Here is a 20,742-nt window from a genome sequence, read left to right as displayed (position 1 = left end):
ATATGCGCATCCAAAGCGGCAGCCACTGTCAATCAAAGCGCGGCTTCAAATAACTGGACGGGCGCGCCATGTTTGCGTCCGTCCAACATCCGCATCGGGATTGGGTTTGTAACAGCCAAGCGGGATATCGCCTCACTCCAGAAACTATGGCTCAGGAGGTGTTTACTCACTCGATCCCAAGCGAGCCGATCTTGTCGCCACTCAAGACGAAAATGTGGTCGAGTTCGATGGGGCTGCCAGGAAACGACCCCGATACCTGGCACTTGATGACGAATGTCTCGCCTTCCCCGCGCACGGACAGGATTTCCTGGTCGAAGCTGATCTTAGAGACCTCCTCTCGCCAGCGTAGGATCTCGTCTCGGCCATGGTGCCTGCGCCCCTCATCGAAAACTTCGGCGCCATCGGCAAAGCAATCGGTAATCTCTTGGGGTGAGCCTGCAGCAAAATATCGGGCAATTGGCTGGGGCAAGTTGTGTGTCATCGCGGTGTCTCCGTCTGCGTTGTGGCCGCAAACATCTGCGACTAAGCTCTCGCCATGACAAGAACGCACGAAAAAGTTGGGCACGCACCCGCCAGTAAGGTGCTGGAGCGCTACACCAGCGAAACGGCCGCAAAGGGCGTGGAGAACGGGCTCAAGCTCATAGAGGGCCGGTGGAAGCTGGTCATTCTCTTTCACCTATTTGGCGGACGGGTGATGCGCTTCTCGGAACTTGAACGCGCCATTCCCGAGGTTTCGCAGAAGATGCTCACTCAGCAGCTCCGGCAATTGGAGGCCGACGGTCTCGTGCAGCGGACGGTATATCCCGAGGTTCCGCCTCGGGTTGAGTACCGGCTTTCCGCTTGGGGCCAGGCGCTTTGTCCAGCACTTGACGCTTTTCTTGAGTGGACCGTGGCAAAGCCGGAGTAAGGCGTGCGTCTGCGGAGGGGCCGCTTCCCGACCGTCCGCTCCTCGCAGCCGAGGGTCGACAGCTGCCGTCCATCGCGGGCCGATCTCAGTAGCGGCTTCCAACCCTATGTGCTTGCCATCGAGCACCTACCCGGCGCGGGAAAGAGATTATCCAGGAACGTAGGCCAACCGGACGACATCCTCGCCAATTCGATCATGCGAAATCAGGCGGAGCGGCGTTCGGGGTCCGGCGAAGTAGGGTGCGCCATGACCGAGTACAACGGGGTGAAGGTAAATCCGGTACTCGTCGATCAGGCCGAGGTCGGTGAGGCTTCGCGCCAGGTTTGGACCGGCAACCTCGATCTCCCCGTCGCGTTCGGCCTTCAGCCTGCGGATTTCGGTCTCAAGATCATCCCCGAGAAGCGTCGCGTTCGGACCGACCGACGTCAGGGTGCCCGAGACGACCCATTTCGTCTGCTTTCGCCAGGCCGCCGCGAAGGCCTCTCCCTCCGGCTCCCAGTCGGTATGATCCTCGTCCCAGTACCGCATGATCTGGTACATCTTGCGACCGTAGATGCTGCCCGCCTGTCCCTCGGCCTCGTCGATGAAATGGCGGAAAAGAGTGGGGTTTGGCTGAAATCTCATATGGTCGACATAGCCGTCCAGTGACACATTCATGCCGAATACCAGCTTGGCCATTCTGTTGCTCCCTTGGCTATTTCAGCGGCCACACTTCGACTACCCCGTGCGCGACGGCGCAGGGGACCTGCGAGACCTTGTCGATCGCGTCTTTCAGGCTGGCGGCCTCGATCACCGCGAACCCGGCGATCGGCAGCTCTGACGACATGAACGGGCCTTCGCGCGCTTCCACGCCCGCCGCGTCCGGATTGCGCACCTGCACTGGTGTGCCGGCGATGCCGATCAGGGCGCCTTCCGCCACCAGCGCCGCGTCCTGCGCGTGGGCAGCGTCCCTGACAGCCTGCAGCGTACGGTCGTAGCCGGCCCGGTCGCCATATCCGATTGTGACAAATTTGGGCATGATCCAGGCTCCTTCGTCTATCTTGCGAGCAGGATGTGCATGGCCGCCTCGGTGGCGGTATGTTCGGTGACGGAAAAGCCGAGTGCTGGAATATCAAGGCCCGCAAACATCGCCTCGCCTCGGCCGAACAATACCGGCGAAATGGCGAGATGCATCTCGTCGACCAGCCCGGCCTGAAGATATTGCCGGACGGTCGAGACACCGCCGCCGATCTTCACGTTCTTGTCCCCGGCCGCTGACTTGGCTCGTTCGAGCGCTGCCTCGATCCCGTCGGTGACGAAGTGAAAGACCGTGCCGCCTTCCATTTCGATGGGATCGCGCGGGTAGTGGGTGAGCACGAAGGTCGGACGGTGGTACGGCGGATTGTCACCCCACCAGCCCTTCCACTCTTCGTCGGGCCAGTCGCCGCGGATCGGGCCAAACATGTTGCGGCCGAGAATGAAGGCGCCGAATCCCTCCATCGATCGAGCGGCATGATCATTGTCGATGCCCTTGGAGCCGCCGTCTTTGCCCAGCATCTCGTGGAACATGGCCGTACCGACCATCCACCTATGCAGTTCCTCGCCACGTTTTCCGAGCGGGTCTTCCAGGCTCTGGTTCGGTCCGGCGGCGTAGCCGTCGACCGAAAGCGAGAACCCAGAGACGATTACCTTGCTCATGGCTGGATCCTTTCCGGATGCAAATTGCAAGCAGTTGTTTGCTACCAAGGCTGTCCCTATATTGCAAGCAGTTTTACGGAGAGCCCGCATGGACAAGCCAATCCGGTCCGGATGCCCAATCAATCTGACCCTTGAGACACTCGGCGATCGCTGGAGCCTGATCGTCATCCGCGACATCATGTTCGGCAACCGACGGCACTATCGCGCCCTGCTCAACAATTCCGAGGAAGGCATCGCCTCAAACATCCTTGCTAACCGGCTGAAGAAGCTGGTGGAAGCGGGCCTGCTCTCGACCAGTCCGGAACCGGCGCACAAACAGAAGACGGTCTACAGCTTGACCGAACCGGCCATCCAACTGGTGCCGTTGCTTGCCCAGATGGGCGCTTGGGGTAGGCGCTTCACGCCGGCGACCCGCGAGTTGTCGATCCGTGCCCAATTGCTTGAAGAAGGCGGACCGGAAATGTGGGCGGCTTTCATGGCGGAGTTGCGCAGTCTGCATCTCGGCGCGGAGCCCCCGCAACGCTCGGTGATTAAGGAGCTGGCCGAGGTTTATCTGGCGGTGCTAGCTGAATGATTCATAGGCTACGACGAAATAGGCGCTGACCGCGTGGCCACCGGAACCGTGGCGATCGACAACAAATGGAGGGTCATTGCCGTGACCTTCTATCAGTTTGCAGAAAATGACCCCTTAGGGGAGTTAGGTTCAGACTTGCGAAGGTCCGAGATGAGAGCGCATTGCTGCCTCGGGTTGGGACCGATTGCGGTCGAACCGCTTTTCGGGCACCGAGGTCGAATAGCTGCCGTTCAACTGCACTTTCTTCTCAATGGTTCTTTGGTAGAGAAACGGTTGCCGCACTGGCGTCACCGGCAACGTCGCACGAGATAGATAAAAGATCGGGCAGCGCATTAAGAATTTCGTCGCAACCTGGGTATAAACGCGCGACGGTGTCACCCCGCTGCCGTCACGGGCACGATCGTTGAGGTGGCTATTTCCCAGCGGCGGCGATGCAACTCGACTTCATCACCTTGTACGTCATCATCTTGCTTAACTCCGCAAGTTTTGCGGCGGTCTGGGCCCTGATCGCGTACAGCTATCGATCTATGGCCGCCGCCCGCTACTGGCTCGCGGCGCTGCTCATGACATGCGCCAGCGGGCCGATGCTGTTTTTGGGCGAAGGCGGTCCACTGGGGTTTACAGGGTTGAGCTTTGTAGCGGGGAGCTTCGCTACAATGTGGCAGGGGCTGCGCGTCTTCCGCGGACATCGGTTCGACGGCCGCCCTGTGGTCATCCTGATGGTTTGCACCATGGTTGGCCTCCTTGCGATTGGGTCAAGTCAGGAAGCGGTAAATCTTGTCGCAGCAGTCAGCCAGATTGTCCCGGTCTCGCTGGCGCTCGCAATGCTGTGGACTGCTAAGCCTCGTTCTGGTGGGACGTTGGTTGCTGCCACTGCTGCTCTAATCGTCATATTGGGTCAGGGCGGCGAAGCAGTTGCAAACCTGCTCCGCCTTCTTGGGATGCTTTCGAGCGCAATATATTACGATTTTGCCGCCTGGTTCCTGGTCTGCGCCATCATAGGCGGAAGCGTGTGGAATCTCGGCTTTCTGCTGATGGTGGCCGATCGGTTGAGATCGAATCTCGTCGATCTCGCCACCCGCGACGATCTCACGGGCCTGCTGAACCGGCGTGGCCTGCGCGAAAGGATGCTGCTTTGCGAGAAAGCGGCGCGGCGGGACAAAGCATCGGCGGTCCTGATGATGATAGACCTCGACAAATTTAAATCGATCAATGATCGGCATGGTCATGCTGCCGGGGACGCGGCGCTGATCCATATCGCCGGTCTAACTCGTTCTGTTCTGCGGGAAAACGCCGTACTTGCCCGGGTGGGGGGAGACGAATTTTGCGTCCTTCTCCCGCATACGAGCAAGGTGGAGGCGGGAAGGATGGCAATGAGGTTAACCGATGCTATCAAATGGTCCCCTCTTCAATGGAACGACCGGCCGATTAAGCTATCAGCCAGCATCGGCGTAGCTGAATGGAGCCCCGGGGGTTCGCTCAGCCTGTTCGAAAGCCTTGAGCGGGCGGATGAGCTCATGTTCTGGAGCAAAAGAAACAACCACTCGGCGCTCGACCTTGCAGGCTAAAGTTGAGGCGGGGAACTTCCTCGCCTCCAGAGAAATCACCGGTGGATGGTCAAGCCCACCTCTCCAGCCATCCCAGGGGGATTGTGATCAATCGGATCTGATCCATCACGTGATCCACAGGGATTAATGTCAGACGCCTGCAATCACACAAAGAACCTGATGACGGCGGTGTTCCTCCAGGACACTACCGACGTACACGGCACCCAACTGTGCCGCTTATCGCGCTGTTGTCGCCGATGTTCTCCAGGTTCGTGCTGAAATTTGCCTCGCCATAGAACGAATATTTATCATCAGCCCAGTTGATAGAGCCGCCGATGCCGATCTCCCCATGGAGCGTGTCGCCTCCGCTCGAGAATCCCGTGCAGCGACATTGACATCAAATCCACCGGCGAAGTCGTAGTAGAGATTGGCACGGCCATAGAAATGCGCGCGGCTGGTACGAGATGCTGCAACTCACTAGCCACGCCCACAACGATCGGGTCTTGCGCTTCCCAATTCATAACGAGGGTTATTTTCGCCTCCCACCAACCGAAACGTCATTCCTGCCAGAAAGGTTAATCGACGAGCGTCCCGCTCATTGGAACCGTTCGAGGAGGAACGACATGACCATCAAATTGCTCGTCTCACCTATTGCACTTGCGGCCGCCGCCACCCTGGCGCTGAGTTCCGCATCCTTCGCCCAGACCATGGTTGGCGATCAGCAGGTCAGCGACGAAGATCTTCCGGCAGTGACCGAACACTGCAACATGCTCGCCGATGAAGGCGCGGCCGCAGGAGCCGAAGGTGATGCTGCTGGCGGTGCTGCTGGTGCAGAAGCCGGCGGTGAAGCCGGAGCCGACGCAGGCGCGGCGGCTGGTGGAGCCGATGCCGCGGCGGGCGCTGACGCAGGCGCCGCCGGTGATGCCGCTGGCGGAGATGCGACCGCAGACCCCGCAGCCGGTGATGACATGGCCGCCGACGGAGCCGCAGCCGGTGGCGACGCTGCAGCCGGCGCAGGTGCCGCCGCCACGATCGATGTGGAGGCAATCACGCTTGAAGATTGCCAAGCCGCTGGCTTGGTAGAATAGGCCGCACATCGTGGCATAAGCAGAGAGAATGGCCGTTCCTCAGGGGCGGCCATTTCCATTGGCCGCTGCACTCTTGCCCACGCATGCCGGTTTGCCAAACGCTCATCGCAACAATCAGCACCCAACCACCTGCGCTGAGGGCCGGGCGCCTCAAGATAGCCCAGAGATCGCCTGCCGCCGATCAGCGAAGCGGCCTGAACGCAGCGCTGGAGGGCATGCTTGACAAGACCGGTCCCGATGCCCAAACCAGCCCATCCGGTGTCGGTCGCGAGTTGTCCGAGCCGCATGCATGGGACCAGGTTGGGCGGCTGGCCAGTTCGCATTGCACGCGGCAGGACCGAAGGCACCACACCGGTAGGCGCAAGACCGTAGTAGCCGACCACGCGCCCCGCCTCATGAACGACGAGAACGGCCGTGAAGCTCTTCTGCTGATTGGAGAGGGCGCGCGTCTTCAGCCAGTGGTCAAGAATCGGCTTGCCACAGGCGAACTTTGACACATCGTGAGCGGGATTAGGCGGTTCGGGACCCGAAAAGGAGCAAGGGCTTACCGCTTGGCTACGCAGCCGGGCTCCCATGGCGCGGGCCGCTTCAGGGCTTTTTACCATCTCCGGAACCGGAGCGGCCGGACGCGTGAGCACGTCCATGAACTGAGCAAAACCTTTCGGGCTCATCCGGATCAGCCCCTGCTCCATGATGACCTCCTCGGCCGCACGCACTGCGGCGTCGCGCACGAAATCGGAACGCGAGCGGCCGCGCAAGCTGGCGGCGCGATCGATCATGGCTATATCTGCCTCGGGCAGGCGCATTGAGATCCGTATTCCTGCCTTCGGCGGTGCTGGCCATGGCGCTTCTCCTTGTGGCAATGAACGCCAGTTCGGCCCATTCTCGATATCCCCGCTATACAGTGGTGCTGGGCAGCCGCGTCGTCAAATCCAGGGTAGAGGTGAAGCGATCGTCCATTTATCCGCTCCCCCGTTCGCATTCTCAAATGCATTCGGCGGGCGAGGGTTTTGATTATTGTGTGCCTAGAAGTGACATATCTAGCTCCCGTGGCAATGTGCCACAAATTAGGAGGCATATTGCCCATAATCAATCAGATGGCCCCGACCGAGCCGTGAGGACGTTCGGACAAAATGACGGAACTGCGTCCTCTAGGATGCTTTTTTGCTGTTATTTCGATGAGGAGCATTCCCGCTGCGGCTCACAGCTGAGCGGCGCCTGGACGCCCCGCGGCGAACGCGGATGAACTCGACTCCTTGCCGGCCTACGCGGTTGCTGCTGATCTTGGGCTGTGCAGGGCGTGCACTCGGCCATCTTAGGAACCGCTGCCCGACGGTGAGGTCACTTAAGCCCATTCATCGATATTCCAGCCATAAAATAGCGCTGAGCGAGAAAAAAGACGAGGATGATCGGGGCGACCGCGAGAAGCGATCCGGCCATCATCAACGGCCATTGGCCGGCATATTGGGTCTGGAATAGGGCCAAGCCAACGGTCACCGTCGTTGTTTCCATGTTGGAGGGCAGATAGATCAGCGCGTTGAACAGATCGTTCCAGGAAAACATGAAGGCAAAGATGGCAAAGGCGGCCAGTGCCGGTTTGGCAAGCGGAAGATAGATCGTGAAAAATATCCTTGCCAGCGACGCCCCATCAATTCGCGCGGCCTCGGCCAATTCTTTAGGAATGGTGAGAAAATATTGGCGCATCAGGAAGGTGCCAAAGGCACCTCCCAAAAAGGCGGGCAGATAAAGCGGCGCCTGCGTGCCGTAAAGGCCCAAGAACCTGAAAACGATAAACTGCGGGATTACGGTAATCTGGGCCGGCACCATCAGCGTGACGAGCAGGATAACGAAGATGGTGTTTCTGAACGGAAATCGCACGACTGCGAAGATAAAGCCCGCCATCGAGCAGGTCAGCAATTGCCCAAAGGTTGAGACCGCAGCGATAAAAAAGCTGTTCCAGAGCTGAAGGTGGATCGGCATGATTTCGATGAGGCGCGGATAGTTTTCAACCGTTACCGTCTCGGGGATCAGCCGCATGTCGTATTGCTGGGCCATGGGCTTGAGACTGGTCGAAATCATCCAGATGAATGGTCCCACCATGCACAGCGCGCCCAGCGCAAGCACCGAAAAGGCCAGCACGTCGCCCCATACCCTGCGCCGCATCGCTACTGCGTTCATGCTTGCGCTCCCCATTTCTTTTGCAGCCGGAAATAGATCCAGGTGAGCACCAGGATGATTAGCGTCAGAATGACCGCCTGGGCTGCCGCATCGCCCATGCGAAAGAAGCGAAACCCGCTCCGATAGATCGAAAACACCATGGTCGGCATCGTTGAATTGCCGTTCCCGAGCCGGGTGAGAATGTAGATGTAATCAAAGGCCTGGAAGGCATTGATCGTGGTGAGTACGGCCTGAAAAAACATAGAGGGTGCCAAAGCGGGTAGCGTTATAAACCAAAGACGCTGCCAGGGCTTGGCCCCGTCCATATAGGCGACCTCATAGAAGTCCTTCGGGATCGCCTGGAGCCCGGCAAGAAAGATAATCATGCCTCCGCCAATGGCGCCCCAAACATTGGCAATCACCACCGAATAGAGCGCCACGTCGCGACTAAGCCAGCGCACCGGATCGCCGCCCATTGCGGTGATAATTCCGTTGAGCACGCCATTGTCCTGGGCGTAGATCCAGGTCCAAAGCAGGCCCACGGCCGTCGGGCTGGACACGGTGGGCAGGAAAAAGGCGATGCGGAAGAACGTGGTGCCGGGGAGCCTGCGGTTAAGCCCCAAGGCCACGAACAGGCTGATCACGACCGTTAGGGGTACATAGAGGCCGGCAAAGGCCAACGTGTTCCAGAACGCTTGGTTGAACAGCCGGTCGTTGGGCAGGTTGATGTAATTGGAAAACCCCGCCGCCTGCGGCGGGGTCAAAAGGTCCCAGTCCAAAAAGCTGATGCCGATGCTTGCAAAGATCGAGCCGAAAGCGCCGAGCGCCAGCCCGAGCAGTGTCGGCAGCAGGAAAATCAGCAGCCAGATTCGCTCGGACCCCATTGGACGGAGAGTTGCCATTACGCTTACCGGTTACGTGCCAGAGCTTGGTTGCCGTAGTCGACGGCTTCGGCCAGGGCGTCCTCGAGAGGGTAGCCTTCGGCCCACACAAGGCTAAGCGCATCACCCACAGCGCCCGACCATTCCTCATAGCCGCGGAAAGAGGGTTTGACGTGGGCATAATCGAGCGCATCGATAAATAGCGAATGGTCGATTGGGGAGTCCTGGACCAGATAGGCATCGGAATTGGCGACACTCTCGCGAATGGGAATGGCCAAACCGATCTGGGCCAGCTCCGCTTGCCCGGCTTCAGAGGTGGCGTATTTGACGAATTCCCAGGCCGCGTCAGGATTAGGCGTATTGGCCGAGATCACGAAACCGGCCGAATTGACGATGGTCTGGCGCCCGGTCGGGCCGCTGGGGACAGGAGCCACACCAAGATTAAGGCCCGCGCCGTGATATTCGGGTACTGACCAGTGGCCGGAAAAGCCCATGGCCGCCACGCCCGAAAGGAGTCCGTCCCAGCCATATTGGGAGAGCTGCTCGGACGTGGGCATGGATTGGTCGTCGAGCCAGACCGAACGGATAAATTCGAACCCGGCCATGGCCTCGGGGGTGTCGAGCAGAGTCTCGCCGGCCTCAGGGTCGACTATCTCACCACCGTGAGACCAGACGACCGGGCCCCAGAAAGGCTCCATGTCATAAACCTCGGCCCAGGCTCCCCATTGATCGATGGTGCCATCGCCGTTTTCATCGATTGTGAGCTCTGCAGCCGCTTCGCGGAAGTCTTCCCATGTCCAGTCCTCGGTTGGGTACTCCACCCCGGCTGCATCGAACATGCCCTTGTTGTAGAACAGGACGATGGTCTGGAAGTCGCGCGGAAGCCCGAACAGCCCCTCTTCGGTCTGATAGGCTTCAAGCGTTATGGGGTAGATGCCGTCGAGGATCTCCGGCTCGGCATCGAGATAGGGCTGCAGGTTTAGGAGGACGTTGCGCGATTGCCAATCGGGATAGAGCGGTGCGTCCATCGCGAAGACGTCGGGCGGGGTGCCGCCGGAAATCTGCACCCTGAGCTTTTCCCAATAGCCGTCCCAATCGGCGACTTCGATGTTGACGTTGATGTCGGAATGCTCGGCTTCAAACGCCTGAGCAATCTGTTGCCAAACCTCACCCTCCTGCGGGCTGCCCCAGAGCGAAAAGGTGATATCGGTCTGGGCGGATGCGTTTGTCGCAATGGCTGCGCTGAGCATCAGGGCAAGCCCGGTTGTTGTAAGCAGTCTCATGTGTTTCCTCGCTTTGTGATGGTATCTGGCACCGATTGGATGCGATCTGTTTCCGCCGCTTGAAGGCCGAACAGCCGTGCTGCGTTGTCGTGGTAGATCGCACAAAGAACGTCCTGCGGCAGATGCAGGCCGTAGATCATCCAGCGCCCCTGGGGGGGCGTGGGTTCGGGGGAATAGTTGAAGTATTCGTCCCGTGTTTCTAAAAAGCGCGCATAAAGGCTCCAAGCCTCGGGGCTCGGACCGGCATCGGTGCCAAAAAGGATGCGGGCGCTGTGCCGGATCATCAATTCGCGCGCGCTATAGGGCACCCGACCCAATTCGGCGATCCGAGCCGAAAAATCGATATAGAGATTGGGGCATTGATCGAGAAGCGCCGATACCCAGGCCAGGTTTTCGGCATAGCAGGCCACATGCGCACCGATGAATGTAGTTTTCTGGTGCCGCCGCACCAGATTGGCAAAGCCTTCGACAATCGAGAGGAAAGTGGGAAATGGCGGAGAGGGGAACGACCATTCCGGATGGGCTCCGAGTTCATCCCAGCGTTCGTTCTGAGCGTCGACGGGATCGAAAAACGCCACCGGATCGGCAACATGGATGAGGACCGGTAGGTTCAGCTCGCCTGCCGTCTCCCAGATGGGGTCAAGGCGAGGGTCATCGACAGCGGCCAATGTGCCGTGCTGATCGCGCACGGTGAGCCCGAACGGCTTCCAGATTTTAAGCCCTTGGGCCCCGCGGGCCGCTTGCGCGCGCAACCGTGCCGCGGCCTTCTCAGCAAACGCGTTGCCTTCCTGCTCCCAAAGGGACCAATCGACCCCGCCAAACACCCGGTAGCGCTCCGGGTGGAGGGCTTTGTAGCGGCGCAGACGGTCATCGAGAATATCTTCGCCCCAGCCCCCATCGAGATCGACATAGTGAATGCACCCATAGTCCTCCATGCGGACAAAGAGGTCCTCGGCCGGCCGTGCAGCCCAATTGCCACCAAACCTGCCCAAATGATTATGGGCGTCTATGAACGGCATGGAGGGCCCGCGCAGATGGGTCTGCGGCCGCACAACGGCGGGCTTTGGTTTAAACTCATCGAGCAAGAGCGTCATTGAACGCGCGCTCCGCTCTCCGCGTCAAAAAAATGCGAATGGCCTGGCCGTGGGCGCAAGTGTATGGCACTGCCCCGTGCGATCGGGTGGCGCTCTTGAAACAGCGCCGTTATGCGCTGGCCTGCGCATTCGGTGATCACCAGATCTGACGAGCCCGTGCGCTCGAGCCCTGCGACCTTGCCGCTCAGAACACCCTCACCTGCCCCCGGTGCCCAATCGAGATGTTCGGGCCGGATGCCCCAGGTGACCGAACCCGATAGCGTTGTTTGGGCCGGCACCGAGACGGTGTCGGCGAGCACCACCCTGCCCTCAGCGACCGTTGCCGGCAGCAAGTTCATGGCGGGAGAACCGATAAAGCCGGCAACAAAGGCGTTCTGGGGCCTATCATAGAGGTCGAGCGGTGAGCCGGCTTGCTCAAGCCGGCCAGCTTTCAGGACGATGATCCTGTCGGACATGGTCATCGCCTCGACCTGATCGTGGGTCACGAAAATCGAAGTCGTCCCGAGCCTGTCGTGCAGCGCGCGAATATCGGCCCGCATTTGCACACGCAGCGCCGCATCAAGATTGGAGAGCGGCTCGTCGAACAAAAACACCGAAGGCTGGCGGACGATCGCCCGGCCCATGGCCACGCGCTGGCGCTGGCCACCCGAGAGCTGCCCGGGCAAACGATCGAGATAGTCGGTGAGTCCCAGCATGGCGGCCGCTTCATCAACGCGCCGCTCGATTTCCTTTTTGGTGCCGCCATGAAGGTAGAGCGAAAAGCCCATATTCTTGGCGACCGTCATGTGGGGGTAGAGGGCGTAGTTTTGAAAAACCATGGCGATGTCGCGCTCTTTCGGCGCGACATCATTGACCCTCCTGCCCCCAATCGAGATCGTCCCCTGGGAAATGTCCTCCAGCCCTGCGATCATGCGCAGCAGGGTCGATTTTCCGCAGCCCGAAGGTCCCACCAGCGCCACGAACTCTCCATCGGCGACATCAAAGTCGACGCCGTGGATAACATCGGTGCTGCCATAGGCCTTTTTGAGCCCGGAAACCGAAACCTCTGCCATGGGATCAATACCCCTTTTTGGGTTCTAGTTGTAATTGGGCAGGTAGTTGCCGTGGGCAGCGATGAGCTCATCACAAAGCGCTCGGATCTCGTCGGGCGCCAATTCGGCCGCCGTGTGAGGATCCATCATCGCTGCGTGGTAGATGTGGTCGCGCTTGCCCGAAAGCGCTGCGGCGACGGTCAATTCCTGCACGTTGATCTGCCAGCGCATCACCGCGGCAAGCTGGACGGGGACGTCACCCACACGGATCGGCTGGATGCCGTTGCGATCGATATGGCAGGGCACCTCCACGGCAGCGGCACCGGGCAGGTTGGCGATCAGGCCATTGTTACGAACGTTGCCGTAAATGAGGTGGTTAGTGCCGGTCACCATGCCGTGGATGATGGCGGCAGCATATTCGTTGGACTTTTCGACTTCGAGCGGCCGCGTCTCGTCCTCAAGTTCTGTCTTGAGCTCTTCCCATTCGGCGATCTGCTCTTCGCAGCGGCGAATATATTCATCGAGCGGCACCTGGAATTTGTCGACAAGGTCGGTGCGACCGCGCTTGATGAACCAGGGGGTGTATTCGCTGAAATGCTCGGAGCTTTCGGTCACAAAATACCCCAAATGTTTGAGCACTTCGAACCGCACCTTATCGCCCTCGGGGGCCTGCCCGCTTTCGGCGATCGCTTTCAAGCGGGGATAGAGGTCCTCTCGCCCGCCGCCGGCCAAGCGCTTTTCGAATTTGGAAAAGAACGCGACGTGATTGATGCCCGCCGAGCGGTAATTGATGTCGGCAATGTTCTCGCCCAAAACACGGGCTAGGTGCCCAGCGGTCTCCTGGACTGAATGGCAAAGCCCCACATAGGCGAGGTTGGGATGGGCTTCTTGGACGGCCCATGAAATCATCGCCATGGGATTGACGTAGTTCATCATCAGCGCATCGGGGCAAAGCTCTTCCATGTCCCGGGCGATATCGAGCACAACGGGGATGGTGCGCAGGGCCCTAAAGATGCCGCCGATCCCGAGCGTATCGGCTATGGTCTGGCGCAAGCCGAACTTTTTCGGGATTTCGAAATCGATAACAGTTGCAGGCTTATAGCCGCCGATCTGCATCATCAGGATTACGAAGTCAGCGCCCTTGAGCGCTGTGCGCCGGTCGGTGGATGCGGTGATCTTGAGTTTTTCGAGCCCCAGGGTCGAACCGATCCGCCGCGACATGATTTCCGAGGTCGAAAGCCGCTCTTCGTCGATATCAAAGAGCGCGATCTCGCTGTCTGCAAGTTCGGGGTTGGAGAGGACATCGCCCAAAATATTCTGGGCGAAAACGGTTGAACCGGCCCCGACAAGGGTGATCTTGGCCATGGGGGTATTTTCTCTCAGTTGAGCACCACCACCTTGGTGAGGTGGCGCGGGGTTTCGGTGTTGATGTTTTGGCTGATGGCGACTTTCTCGCCCAAAAGCTGGAGCGCGGGTAGGACGCGCAGTGCGGCGGCAGGGCCATCGGCTGCTTGGCCGATCGAGAGATCGCCAGGTCCGCCAAATCCGATGACCTGGGCGCCCTTGGCTTGCAGCTCGGCCACAAGCGGCGCCTCATCACCTTGGGTTTGAGCGCTATAGAGCATGACGACCAGTGAGCGCTCGTCGATAAGCGAGATCGGGCCATGGCGGTATTCCATGGGATGGAAGGCCTGGGCGGGATGAAGGCTCATTTCCATGAGCTTGAGCGCACCTTCGCAGGCAATGCCGTAAAGCGCGCCGGCCCCCAAAAACACGAAATGGCTGCGCCCCTCGATAATCGGTATCGCCGCATCGAGGGCAACGAGCCAAGATTGGGCTAAGGTGATGTCGTCCTCGGTGATGCTTACGCCCACCATGCGCAGGCCAGCCAACAGCATTAGGCTCGCCGAAACGCTCATCACGATCCCTTCGCGGGGATCGGTGGGCAGATAAACCGCCTCCTCGGCCGCTTGGAGGATGGTCGAGCCGGCCTCGCACGAGATCGCCACGGTCTTGAGCCCCCGCTCGCGCGAAGCACTGATCGCGGCAACCGTTTCGGTGGTGGTACCCGAACGCGAAAGACCAATCACCACGGCGCCGTCGTTGGAAGCGAGATAGGCGTTTGCAAAGCGGGTCCATTCAGCGCCCGGCACGGCAATGGCGGGACGGCCGCCGATATTGGCGGCTGCCGCAAGGGTACGGGCCAGATAGTATGAGGTCCCGCACCCCACAAACACCAGAACGGGGGCTTTGAGCTGGGAAGCCGGCAGGGTCAAAGCGTCCCGCAAAAAGGGGAACTGGTCCCGGATCACGGTTTCGGTGACCGATTTCATAGGTCTTCCTTTATATTCGAGATAGGTGCGAAGCTCATATGGCCTCCCTGTTTGAGGCCATCGCGCAGCCTTTCGATCCAGTCGGGATCGATGTGCCAGCCGGCACGACGGGCTGCATCAAGGGCAGCGCCGCCAGCCGGAGATAGCTGGCTGGCGATCGGGTCGGCGCCGTACCGCTCGGTGAGCGCTGCGCGCACCACGGGATCGGCGAAAACACTTCCCGCCAGAGCAAGAGGCGCACCCTGTCCGAGCCCAGCCATCTTGGCCGCCGCCAGCGCAAGGGTTGAAAGCTCAGAGCCTGCTCCAGAAAGAATTTCCTGAGCTTCCGCGTCGCCTTGCTCGGCCAGGGCCGAAACATAGCGGGCCAAACCCGCAACGCCGGCACGCACATTGGCATGGCTATAGGTCCATTCGATCAACTGATCGGTTTCGATGCCGGCTGCTTGGGCAAGAGCGCTACCGAAGGCAGAACGCGGTCGCCGTCCATCGGCCTCGTGCGAAAGCAAGCCAAGGGCGCGCTGCCCGATGCGGAAGGCGGAACCTTCATCGCCGATGATATCGCCAAACCCGCCGGCCCGGGCTGTGCCCTTGGGCCCTTTGGCCCACGCCATCGATCCGGTGCCGGCCAAGCAGAGCACCCCTTCCCCGCCGCCAAACGCACCGATATGAGCGATTTCCACATCATTGGAGGGGCGAGCCATGGCACCGAGCTTTTGAGAGGCAAGCTCGGTTTCTATGGCGGTGAAGCGAGAAACCTCGCCAAAATAGGGAAATCCGGCCGTTGCCGCTGCCCATGACAAGCCGTCTGGGACCAACGCGTCGAGCAATGACGCCAGTTCGGCCTCAAAGTTCTCGGCGGCGGTAGGATCAATACCTGGGCCGACAGTGAGATCTGCGATCCTGCCCGTCTTATCGACCAAGACAGCAATAGATTTGCTACCGCCACAATCAATGCCCATGACCAAGCTCATGAGAGCGGCTCCACCAGTTGGAGCTGGACCCCAAGCCGCTCAAGCCGCGAGCGCCAGTCGGCGCTCAGCCCATTGTCGGTGATGACCCCAATCTCTGGGCCGATAACGCACACTTGATGGGTGAGATAGGTGCCAAACTTGGTGGAGTCCGAAAGGACGGTGGTGTTGGCGGTCCGCTGCAGGGTCAGCGCATTGAAGCGGGCCTCCTGGGGATCGACAGTATAGATGGCGCCGTCCTCGCCCATGGCGCCCATACCAAGAAAGACCCGGTCAAACCGCAGCTTTTCGAGCGCCTCCTCGGCCAGCGGGCCGACGACCGATGCATTTTCCTGGCGCACCACGCCGCCCAAAAGTGTGACCTTGATCGCATCGACATGCATCAACACCTGCGCCAAGGGCAGGCAATTGGTGAAGACATTGAGTGCGATGGGACGCAGTCGGATCAGGCGTGCCAACTGCAAAACTGTGGTGCCGGCGTCGAAAAACACTGAGGAGCCCGGGGTAAGGAGCTCGTAAGCCGCTTCGCTGATGGCGCGCTTTTCTGGCAGCCGCAGCGACTCTCTGGTTTCAAACGCAACCTCTCCGCCCGCCTGTTCGGCAATTCGCGCCCCGCCATGGGTGCGAACGATCACCCCTTCTTTTTCGAGAAGCGTCAAATCGCGCCGGACCGTGGGTTCGGACGCCTGCACCGCAGCGGCGATGTCTGTGATCGACATCTGCCCGCGGGCAAACAGAACCTGTCGGATAGCGGTGAAGCGGTCGGGTTTCATAAGCGCCTGCGTTCTCTTTCGCTTAAATAAATGATCATCAATAGCCATTGTCAATCACATTTTTGATCATTATTGATCACATACAGCTTGGAGGATACCGATGCGCGACCCATTTTTTGCCCAATTGATTGCTGACCATGACGCTGGCGCCCCGCGCGGATTAGTTTCGGTTTGCTCGGCCCATCCATTGGTGATCGAAGCGGCGCTGAGCTATGGGCGCCAAAGTGATGGCCCGGTGCTGATTGAAGCGACGTGCAATCAGGTTAATCAGGATGGCGGCTATACCGGCATGACGCCGGCCGATTTCCGCGACTTCGTTCTCGCCATTGCTGAACAAACCGGGTTTGACTCAAAAAAGCTGATCTTGGGTGGGGATCATCTCGGCCCTAACCCCTGGCGCGACTTACCGGCGCACCAAGCCATGGAAAAGGCGCAAGCCATGATTGCTGCCTATGCCGAGGCCGGGTTTTCTAAAATCCATCTCGACGCCTCAATGGAATGCGCCGACGATGCCTCCCCCCTGCCCGGTCCCACCATCGCTGCCCGGGCAGCCGCGCTGGCTGCAACCGCCGAGAGACATGGAAACGGGCAAATCCTCTCCTATGTAATTGGTACCGAAGTGCCCGTTCCGGGCGGGGCCACCGGGCACGTCGCTGATCTCGAGGTGACCGCCCCTACCGATGCGGCACAAACCGTTGCCGAGCATCGCGAGGCATTTGCCCAAGCGGGCATTGGCGAGGTGTTCGAGCGCGTCGTTGGCCTTGTGGTCCAGCCCGGCGTCGAGTTCGGGCACGAAAATGTAGTGCTCTACGACCGGGAAGCCGCACGCGACCTCTCGGCCGCCCGCAAGCCCCTGGGGATGGTCTTTGAGGCTCATTCCACCGATTACCAAACATGCGAAGGGCTGGCTGGGCTCGTCGAGGATGGGTTTGCCATCCTCAAGGTCGGGCCGTGGCTCACCTTTGCCCTGCGTGAAGCGCTTTATGGGCTCGATCTCATCGCCCAAGAAATGTTCGGGCAATCATCCCTTCGATCCGGGATGGAAGCACTTATGAATTCCGAGCCGAGCCACTGGCAGCGCTACTATCATGGCGACGCTACCGCGCAGCGGATTCAGCGCCACTACAGCTATTCGGACCGCATCCGATACTATTGGGCCAAGCCCGAAGCGCAACAACTGCTCGACGAACTTCTGGCGCGGTTTGGAGAGCAGCCGATCCCAGAAACGCTGATCTCGCAATACCTCAGCCCAGTTTGGCCTGCCGTTGCAGCCGGCAAGGTACCAACCAGCCGACGCGAATTGCTGCTGCATGCTGTAAAAGTGGTGCTCATGAAATACGCAAGCGCGGTTCGCGCAGATACACGCACCGCCGCACTTTGAAATTGCCAACGAAATGAGGAGGTCGGCGCGTCGGCCTTAAGAGCCCTACAATCGTCCCTATCCAACGAGAAAGGCGGCCATCGCACTATCCTCCAGATCGCAGGACGCGTGGCGTCTTGGATGGCGCGCATCGCTATCGGCTTCATATAACCGTCACTTCGCATTCAAGAAACTGTTGCACCGATGACCTAACAATCCTGCAATCCAAATTGCAGGGTTAGAGAAAATGATAAAGAAATTGCATAACCGGTTGGCTGCGAGCCTTATGGTGCTTTTGAGCAGCACTGCAGCGGCGCAGGCCGAAGTCACCGTCGAATTCTGGCACAGCTTCGGGGGTTCTTCGGGCGAAGCCTTGGCTGACATCATCGAGAATTTCGAAGCGGCCAATCCCGATATCAACATCGAGGCCGAACATGTGGGCAACTACGAAGACATCGTCACTCGTCTTCAGGCCGCTATTCCGGCCCGCCGGGCGCCCGACGCAGTGATCCTCGAAGTGACCCGCTATGGCCTTTTTGCAGACCGCGGGGCGTTGATCGATCTCACATCCTATCTCGATGCCGATCCTTTGGGCGACGACCTTTACGATTTCGCGCGTGAAGTCGGTGTCTACGAGGGTAAAAACTACATAATTCCGTTCAACTCCTCGACCCCGGTTCTCTATTACAATCGCGACATTCTCGAGCGCGCCGGCATCACCGAAGAGCCCGATCTTGAAACCTTTGCCGATGTCGAAAGGGTGGCTCAGCAGGTCCAGGACGCACTCGGCGATCAGGGCGTATTTGGCATTGCTGCCCCCGGTCAGTTCGCGCGTTGGGGGCTCGTGATGGGCAATGACAGCAACCTCATCATGTTCAACTCAACGGGCAATTATGGCGATGCCTTCTCGGCTCTGGGTGAGGACCTCGCCGTCCGACCCATGCCTTGCAACAAGACGTGCTCGGTTCCCATTGGTGGCGCCGGCATCGGCATCCTCGCCTCGGCCGAAAAAGAGGTTCAGGATGCCGCCTACCAATTCATCAGCTTTGCAGCCTCAGCCCAATCGAACGCCGCGTGGTTTTCTGCGACCGGTTACATGCCGATCAACCGCAACACGCCCGACCAGCCTCTCGCTATCCAAGCTCTGGCCGAAAACCCGGGTATCGATACCGCGATCAATCAGCTCGACTTCGCCCAAGGACGTCCCCGTCCCCCGGTTGTCACCTGGATGCGCACCGGTGAGTACGACATTTGGGAAGCGGTGGCGCTCGGCCAGCGCGAGGTGAGAGAAGCTCTCTCCGATTTCGCTGACCGCACCCGCGCTGAAGCGGACCGTCTGGCACGCTGATCGGCACTCAAGAAAAGGGCGGACCCTGATCGAAGGGTCCGCTTCTGGCATGGTTCGCAAACTCACCCCCTATCTCCTGGTCGCCCCGATGATCGGCTTCATCGCGGTGTTTACCTATATCCCCATCCTGACCAGCCTTGATCTTTCGTTCCGCGATTGGGATTTTCTCTCGGTCGAGCGCCCCTTTGTTGGGCTGGAAAACTATGAGCTGATCCTAAGCTCGCACGAGTTCTGGAACGCGCTCCGGGTGACCGCGATCTTCACCGCCATCTCGGTACCGGTGCGGCTGGCACTCGCCTTGCTGATCGCGAACTTTCTTGTTCGGGAAACCCCAGCCGCCCGCATTCTGCGCGGAGCCTCTTTTTGCCCGCCGTCACCTCCACGGTTTCGATCGCCGTGGTGTTTTCATGGGTGTTTTCGACCGATTACGGCATGGCCAACGACATCTTACAGGCGCTTGGTCTTGCAAAAGTCCAATGGCTGCAGACCCCGTGGCTGGCGCTTGCGGCGCTGATTGTGGTCAACACCTGGAAGCAACTCGGCTACGACATCATCATCTATATCGCAGCGCTTCAGGCTGTGCCCAACGAACTCTACGATGCCGCTGCCGTCGATGGGGGACGAAAGCTCCATGTCTTTGGCCGCATTACCTTCCCCCTCGTTATGCCGACAACCTACTTTCTTTTGGTGGTTTCGGTCATTGAGGCCTTTCAGATCTTCACCATCGTCGACGTGATGACCAATGGCGGACCGGCCGGCGCAACAACCATGCTGGTCACCCTCCTCTATCGCATCGGCTTCAATCTCTTCGATATCGGACAGGGCTCGGCACTGGCGGTGATGCTGTTTGTGATCCTGGTGATCCTGGCCTTTGCGAAGTCAAAGATTTTGGGGCGGAAGGTGCACTATGGTTCGTAGACAACCCATCCTCACTGTGCTCGCCCTGGCGGTTGGGATTGTGTTTCTTTTGCCGGTGCTGTGGTCGATATGGATGTCGTTTCAGACCGCCAACGCCTACTACACCGGCGATCTCGAGTTTACGCTCGACAATTACGCACGCGCCATTGGCCAGTATGACTTCGCCCGCTACCTGCTCAACAGCGTAATCGTGTCCGGGATAGTGACCATCATTGGGCTGATTGTGGCCGTGATGGCTGCATTCGCCTTTGCGCGCTTCAGCTTTCCGGGCAACGACCTGCTGTTCGGGTTGACGGTTGCCACCCTGATGATCCCCAGCCATATCAGCCTCATCCCCAACTATCTTATCCTGGCCAATGCGGGTCTGCTCGACACTTATGCCGGACTGATCCTGCCCGCCATCTCGAACGGGTTCGCCGCCTTCTTCTTGCGCCAATACATGCGCGGCATCCCAAGGGCGCTCGACGAGGCCGCCTATATGGACGGGGCGCGGCCGCTTCAGGTGCTGTTGCGGGTCATTGTGCCCATATCCAAGCCAGCCATCCTGTCGATGGGGCTCTATATCTTCATCACCGAATGGAACAGCTACATTTGGCCGCTCGTCGCGGTCAGCGATCAAGATCTCTATACCCTCCAGCTCGGCCTTTCCCGCCTTTACAGGATCAACCCCGGCGAGGGCGCAATCGATTGGCCCCTGGTCATGGCAGCATCGGCCATCTCCATGCTCCCGGTCATCGTTGGCTTTGCCTTCGTTGAAAAGCACCTCGTGCGCGGCATGACGACCGGCGCCGTAAAATAACCAA

The 20,742-nt window shown here is 59.5% G+C and carries 21 protein-coding genes and 2 pseudogenes; 8 read left to right on the top strand and 15 right to left on the bottom strand.

The window, feature by feature from the left end; translation table 11 throughout:
• Positions 1-166 precede the first annotated feature (166 nt).
• Positions 167-481, bottom strand: coding sequence for a nuclear transport factor 2 family protein (locus tag NO934_RS20235; RefSeq protein WP_309164034.1), 315 nt, complete (start codon positions 479-481; stop codon positions 167-169).
• 54 nt (positions 482-535) lie between these two features.
• On the opposite strand from NO934_RS20235, the gene NO934_RS20230 reads away from it, so the two are divergent.
• Complete coding sequence (locus NO934_RS20230) at positions 536-907, top strand: helix-turn-helix domain-containing protein (protein ID WP_309164033.1); 372 nt, start codon at positions 536-538, stop codon at positions 905-907.
• Positions 908-1,054: 147 nt separating this feature from the next.
• Here the strand turns inward: NO934_RS20230 and NO934_RS20225 are convergent, their stop codons facing one another.
• From NO934_RS20225 to NO934_RS20215, 3 genes are read right to left on the bottom strand one after another with little or no spacing between them, the layout of a single operon-like run.
• On the bottom strand, positions 1,055-1,585 hold the full coding sequence (locus NO934_RS20225) for a dihydrofolate reductase family protein (RefSeq protein ID WP_309164032.1): 531 nt from the start codon (positions 1,583-1,585) through the stop codon (positions 1,055-1,057).
• Between the two features lie 16 nt (positions 1,586-1,601).
• Positions 1,602-1,925, bottom strand: a complete 324-nt coding sequence (locus NO934_RS20220) for a YciI family protein (RefSeq protein ID WP_309164030.1) — start codon at positions 1,923-1,925, stop codon at positions 1,602-1,604.
• 17 nt (positions 1,926-1,942) lie between these two features.
• Positions 1,943-2,584, bottom strand: a complete 642-nt coding sequence (locus NO934_RS20215; protein WP_309164029.1) for a dihydrofolate reductase family protein — start codon at positions 2,582-2,584, stop codon at positions 1,943-1,945.
• An 88-nt stretch (positions 2,585-2,672) separates the two neighbouring features.
• Between NO934_RS20215 and NO934_RS20210 the strand changes: the two genes are divergently transcribed.
• From NO934_RS20210 to NO934_RS20200, 3 genes are all read left to right on the top strand, one after another.
• On the top strand, positions 2,673-3,158 hold the full coding sequence (locus NO934_RS20210) for a helix-turn-helix domain-containing protein (RefSeq protein ID WP_309164028.1): 486 nt from the start codon (positions 2,673-2,675) through the stop codon (positions 3,156-3,158).
• Positions 3,159-3,589: 431 nt separating this feature from the next.
• Positions 3,590-4,726, top strand: coding sequence for a GGDEF domain-containing protein (locus tag NO934_RS20205; RefSeq protein ID WP_309164026.1), 1,137 nt, complete (start codon positions 3,590-3,592; stop codon positions 4,724-4,726).
• 602 nt (positions 4,727-5,328) lie between these two features.
• The gene (locus NO934_RS20200; RefSeq protein WP_309164403.1) at positions 5,329-5,793 is read left to right on the top strand and encodes a hypothetical protein; all 465 of its coding nucleotides are present in this window, start codon (positions 5,329-5,331) and stop codon (positions 5,791-5,793) included.
• A 170-nt stretch (positions 5,794-5,963) separates the two neighbouring features.
• Here the strand turns inward: NO934_RS20200 and NO934_RS20195 are convergent.
• From NO934_RS20195 to NO934_RS20145, 11 genes and pseudogenes are all read right to left on the bottom strand, one after another.
• Positions 5,964-6,368 (bottom strand): annotated as a pseudogene (locus NO934_RS20195) (GNAT family N-acetyltransferase); the annotation flags it as partial.
• Positions 6,338-6,599: pseudogene (locus NO934_RS20190) on the bottom strand (DUF1778 domain-containing protein). The pseudogenes NO934_RS20190 and NO934_RS20195, both read right to left, overlap by 31 nt.
• Before the next feature lie 535 nt (positions 6,600-7,134).
• Complete coding sequence (locus NO934_RS20185) at positions 7,135-7,971, bottom strand: carbohydrate ABC transporter permease (RefSeq protein WP_309164024.1); 837 nt, start codon at positions 7,969-7,971, stop codon at positions 7,135-7,137.
• A complete protein-coding gene (locus tag NO934_RS20180; RefSeq protein ID WP_309164023.1) occupies positions 7,968-8,852 on the bottom strand; it encodes a sugar ABC transporter permease in 885 nt (294 codons plus the stop codon). The genes NO934_RS20185 and NO934_RS20180 overlap by 4 nt, the downstream gene beginning before the upstream one ends.
• Before the next feature lie 5 nt (positions 8,853-8,857).
• Positions 8,858-10,114, bottom strand: a complete 1,257-nt coding sequence (locus tag NO934_RS20175; RefSeq protein ID WP_309164021.1) for a sugar ABC transporter substrate-binding protein — start codon at positions 10,112-10,114, stop codon at positions 8,858-8,860.
• A complete protein-coding gene (locus NO934_RS20170; RefSeq protein WP_309164019.1) occupies positions 10,111-11,208 on the bottom strand; it encodes an amidohydrolase family protein in 1,098 nt (365 codons plus the stop codon). The genes NO934_RS20175 and NO934_RS20170 overlap by 4 nt, the downstream gene beginning before the upstream one ends.
• The gene (locus NO934_RS20165) at positions 11,205-12,260 is read right to left on the bottom strand and encodes a sn-glycerol-3-phosphate ABC transporter ATP-binding protein UgpC (protein WP_309164017.1); all 1,056 of its coding nucleotides are present in this window, start codon (positions 12,258-12,260) and stop codon (positions 11,205-11,207) included. The genes NO934_RS20170 and NO934_RS20165 overlap by 4 nt, the downstream gene beginning before the upstream one ends.
• A gap of 24 nt (positions 12,261-12,284) precedes the next feature.
• Positions 12,285-13,604: an alpha-glucosidase/alpha-galactosidase gene (locus NO934_RS20160; RefSeq protein WP_309164016.1), complete on the bottom strand. Its 1,320-nt coding sequence runs from the start codon at positions 13,602-13,604 to the stop codon at positions 12,285-12,287.
• 14 nt (positions 13,605-13,618) lie between these two features.
• A complete protein-coding gene (locus NO934_RS20155; RefSeq protein ID WP_309164015.1) occupies positions 13,619-14,572 on the bottom strand; it encodes an SIS domain-containing protein in 954 nt (317 codons plus the stop codon).
• Entirely contained in the window at positions 14,569-15,543 is a 975-nt protein-coding gene (locus NO934_RS20150; RefSeq protein WP_309164013.1) for a BadF/BadG/BcrA/BcrD ATPase family protein, read from the bottom strand. Before NO934_RS20150 ends, NO934_RS20155 begins: the two co-directional genes overlap by 4 nt.
• Entirely contained in the window at positions 15,540-16,313 is a 774-nt protein-coding gene (locus tag NO934_RS20145; protein ID WP_309164011.1) for a DeoR/GlpR family DNA-binding transcription regulator, read from the bottom strand. The genes NO934_RS20150 and NO934_RS20145 overlap by 4 nt, the downstream gene beginning before the upstream one ends.
• 100 nt (positions 16,314-16,413) lie before the next feature.
• Between NO934_RS20145 and NO934_RS20140 the strand changes: the two genes are divergently transcribed.
• The 4 genes from NO934_RS20140 to NO934_RS20125 all read left to right on the top strand — a co-directional run bounded on the left by NO934_RS20140 (position 16,414) and on the right by NO934_RS20125 (position 20,738).
• Positions 16,414-17,694, top strand: coding sequence for a D-tagatose-bisphosphate aldolase, class II, non-catalytic subunit (locus NO934_RS20140; protein ID WP_309164010.1), 1,281 nt, complete (start codon positions 16,414-16,416; stop codon positions 17,692-17,694).
• Between the two features lie 226 nt (positions 17,695-17,920).
• Positions 17,921-19,021, top strand: a complete 1,101-nt coding sequence (locus NO934_RS20135) for an extracellular solute-binding protein (RefSeq protein WP_309164009.1) — start codon at positions 17,921-17,923, stop codon at positions 19,019-19,021.
• A gap of 363 nt (positions 19,022-19,384) precedes the next feature.
• Positions 19,385-19,939, top strand: a complete 555-nt coding sequence (locus tag NO934_RS20130; protein ID WP_309164008.1) for a sugar ABC transporter permease — start codon at positions 19,385-19,387, stop codon at positions 19,937-19,939.
• The gene (locus NO934_RS20125; RefSeq protein ID WP_309164007.1) at positions 19,929-20,738 is read left to right on the top strand and encodes a carbohydrate ABC transporter permease; all 810 of its coding nucleotides are present in this window, start codon (positions 19,929-19,931) and stop codon (positions 20,736-20,738) included. The genes NO934_RS20130 and NO934_RS20125 overlap by 11 nt, the downstream gene beginning before the upstream one ends.
• The last annotated feature ends 4 nt before the right edge of the window (positions 20,739-20,742 follow it).

This window comes from Pelagibacterium sp. H642 (assembly GCF_031202855.1).
Lineage (GTDB): Bacteria > Pseudomonadota > Alphaproteobacteria > Rhizobiales > Devosiaceae > Pelagibacterium.
Note: the sequence above shows the minus strand (reverse complement) of the source record. Positions and strands in the feature narration are given on the sequence as shown.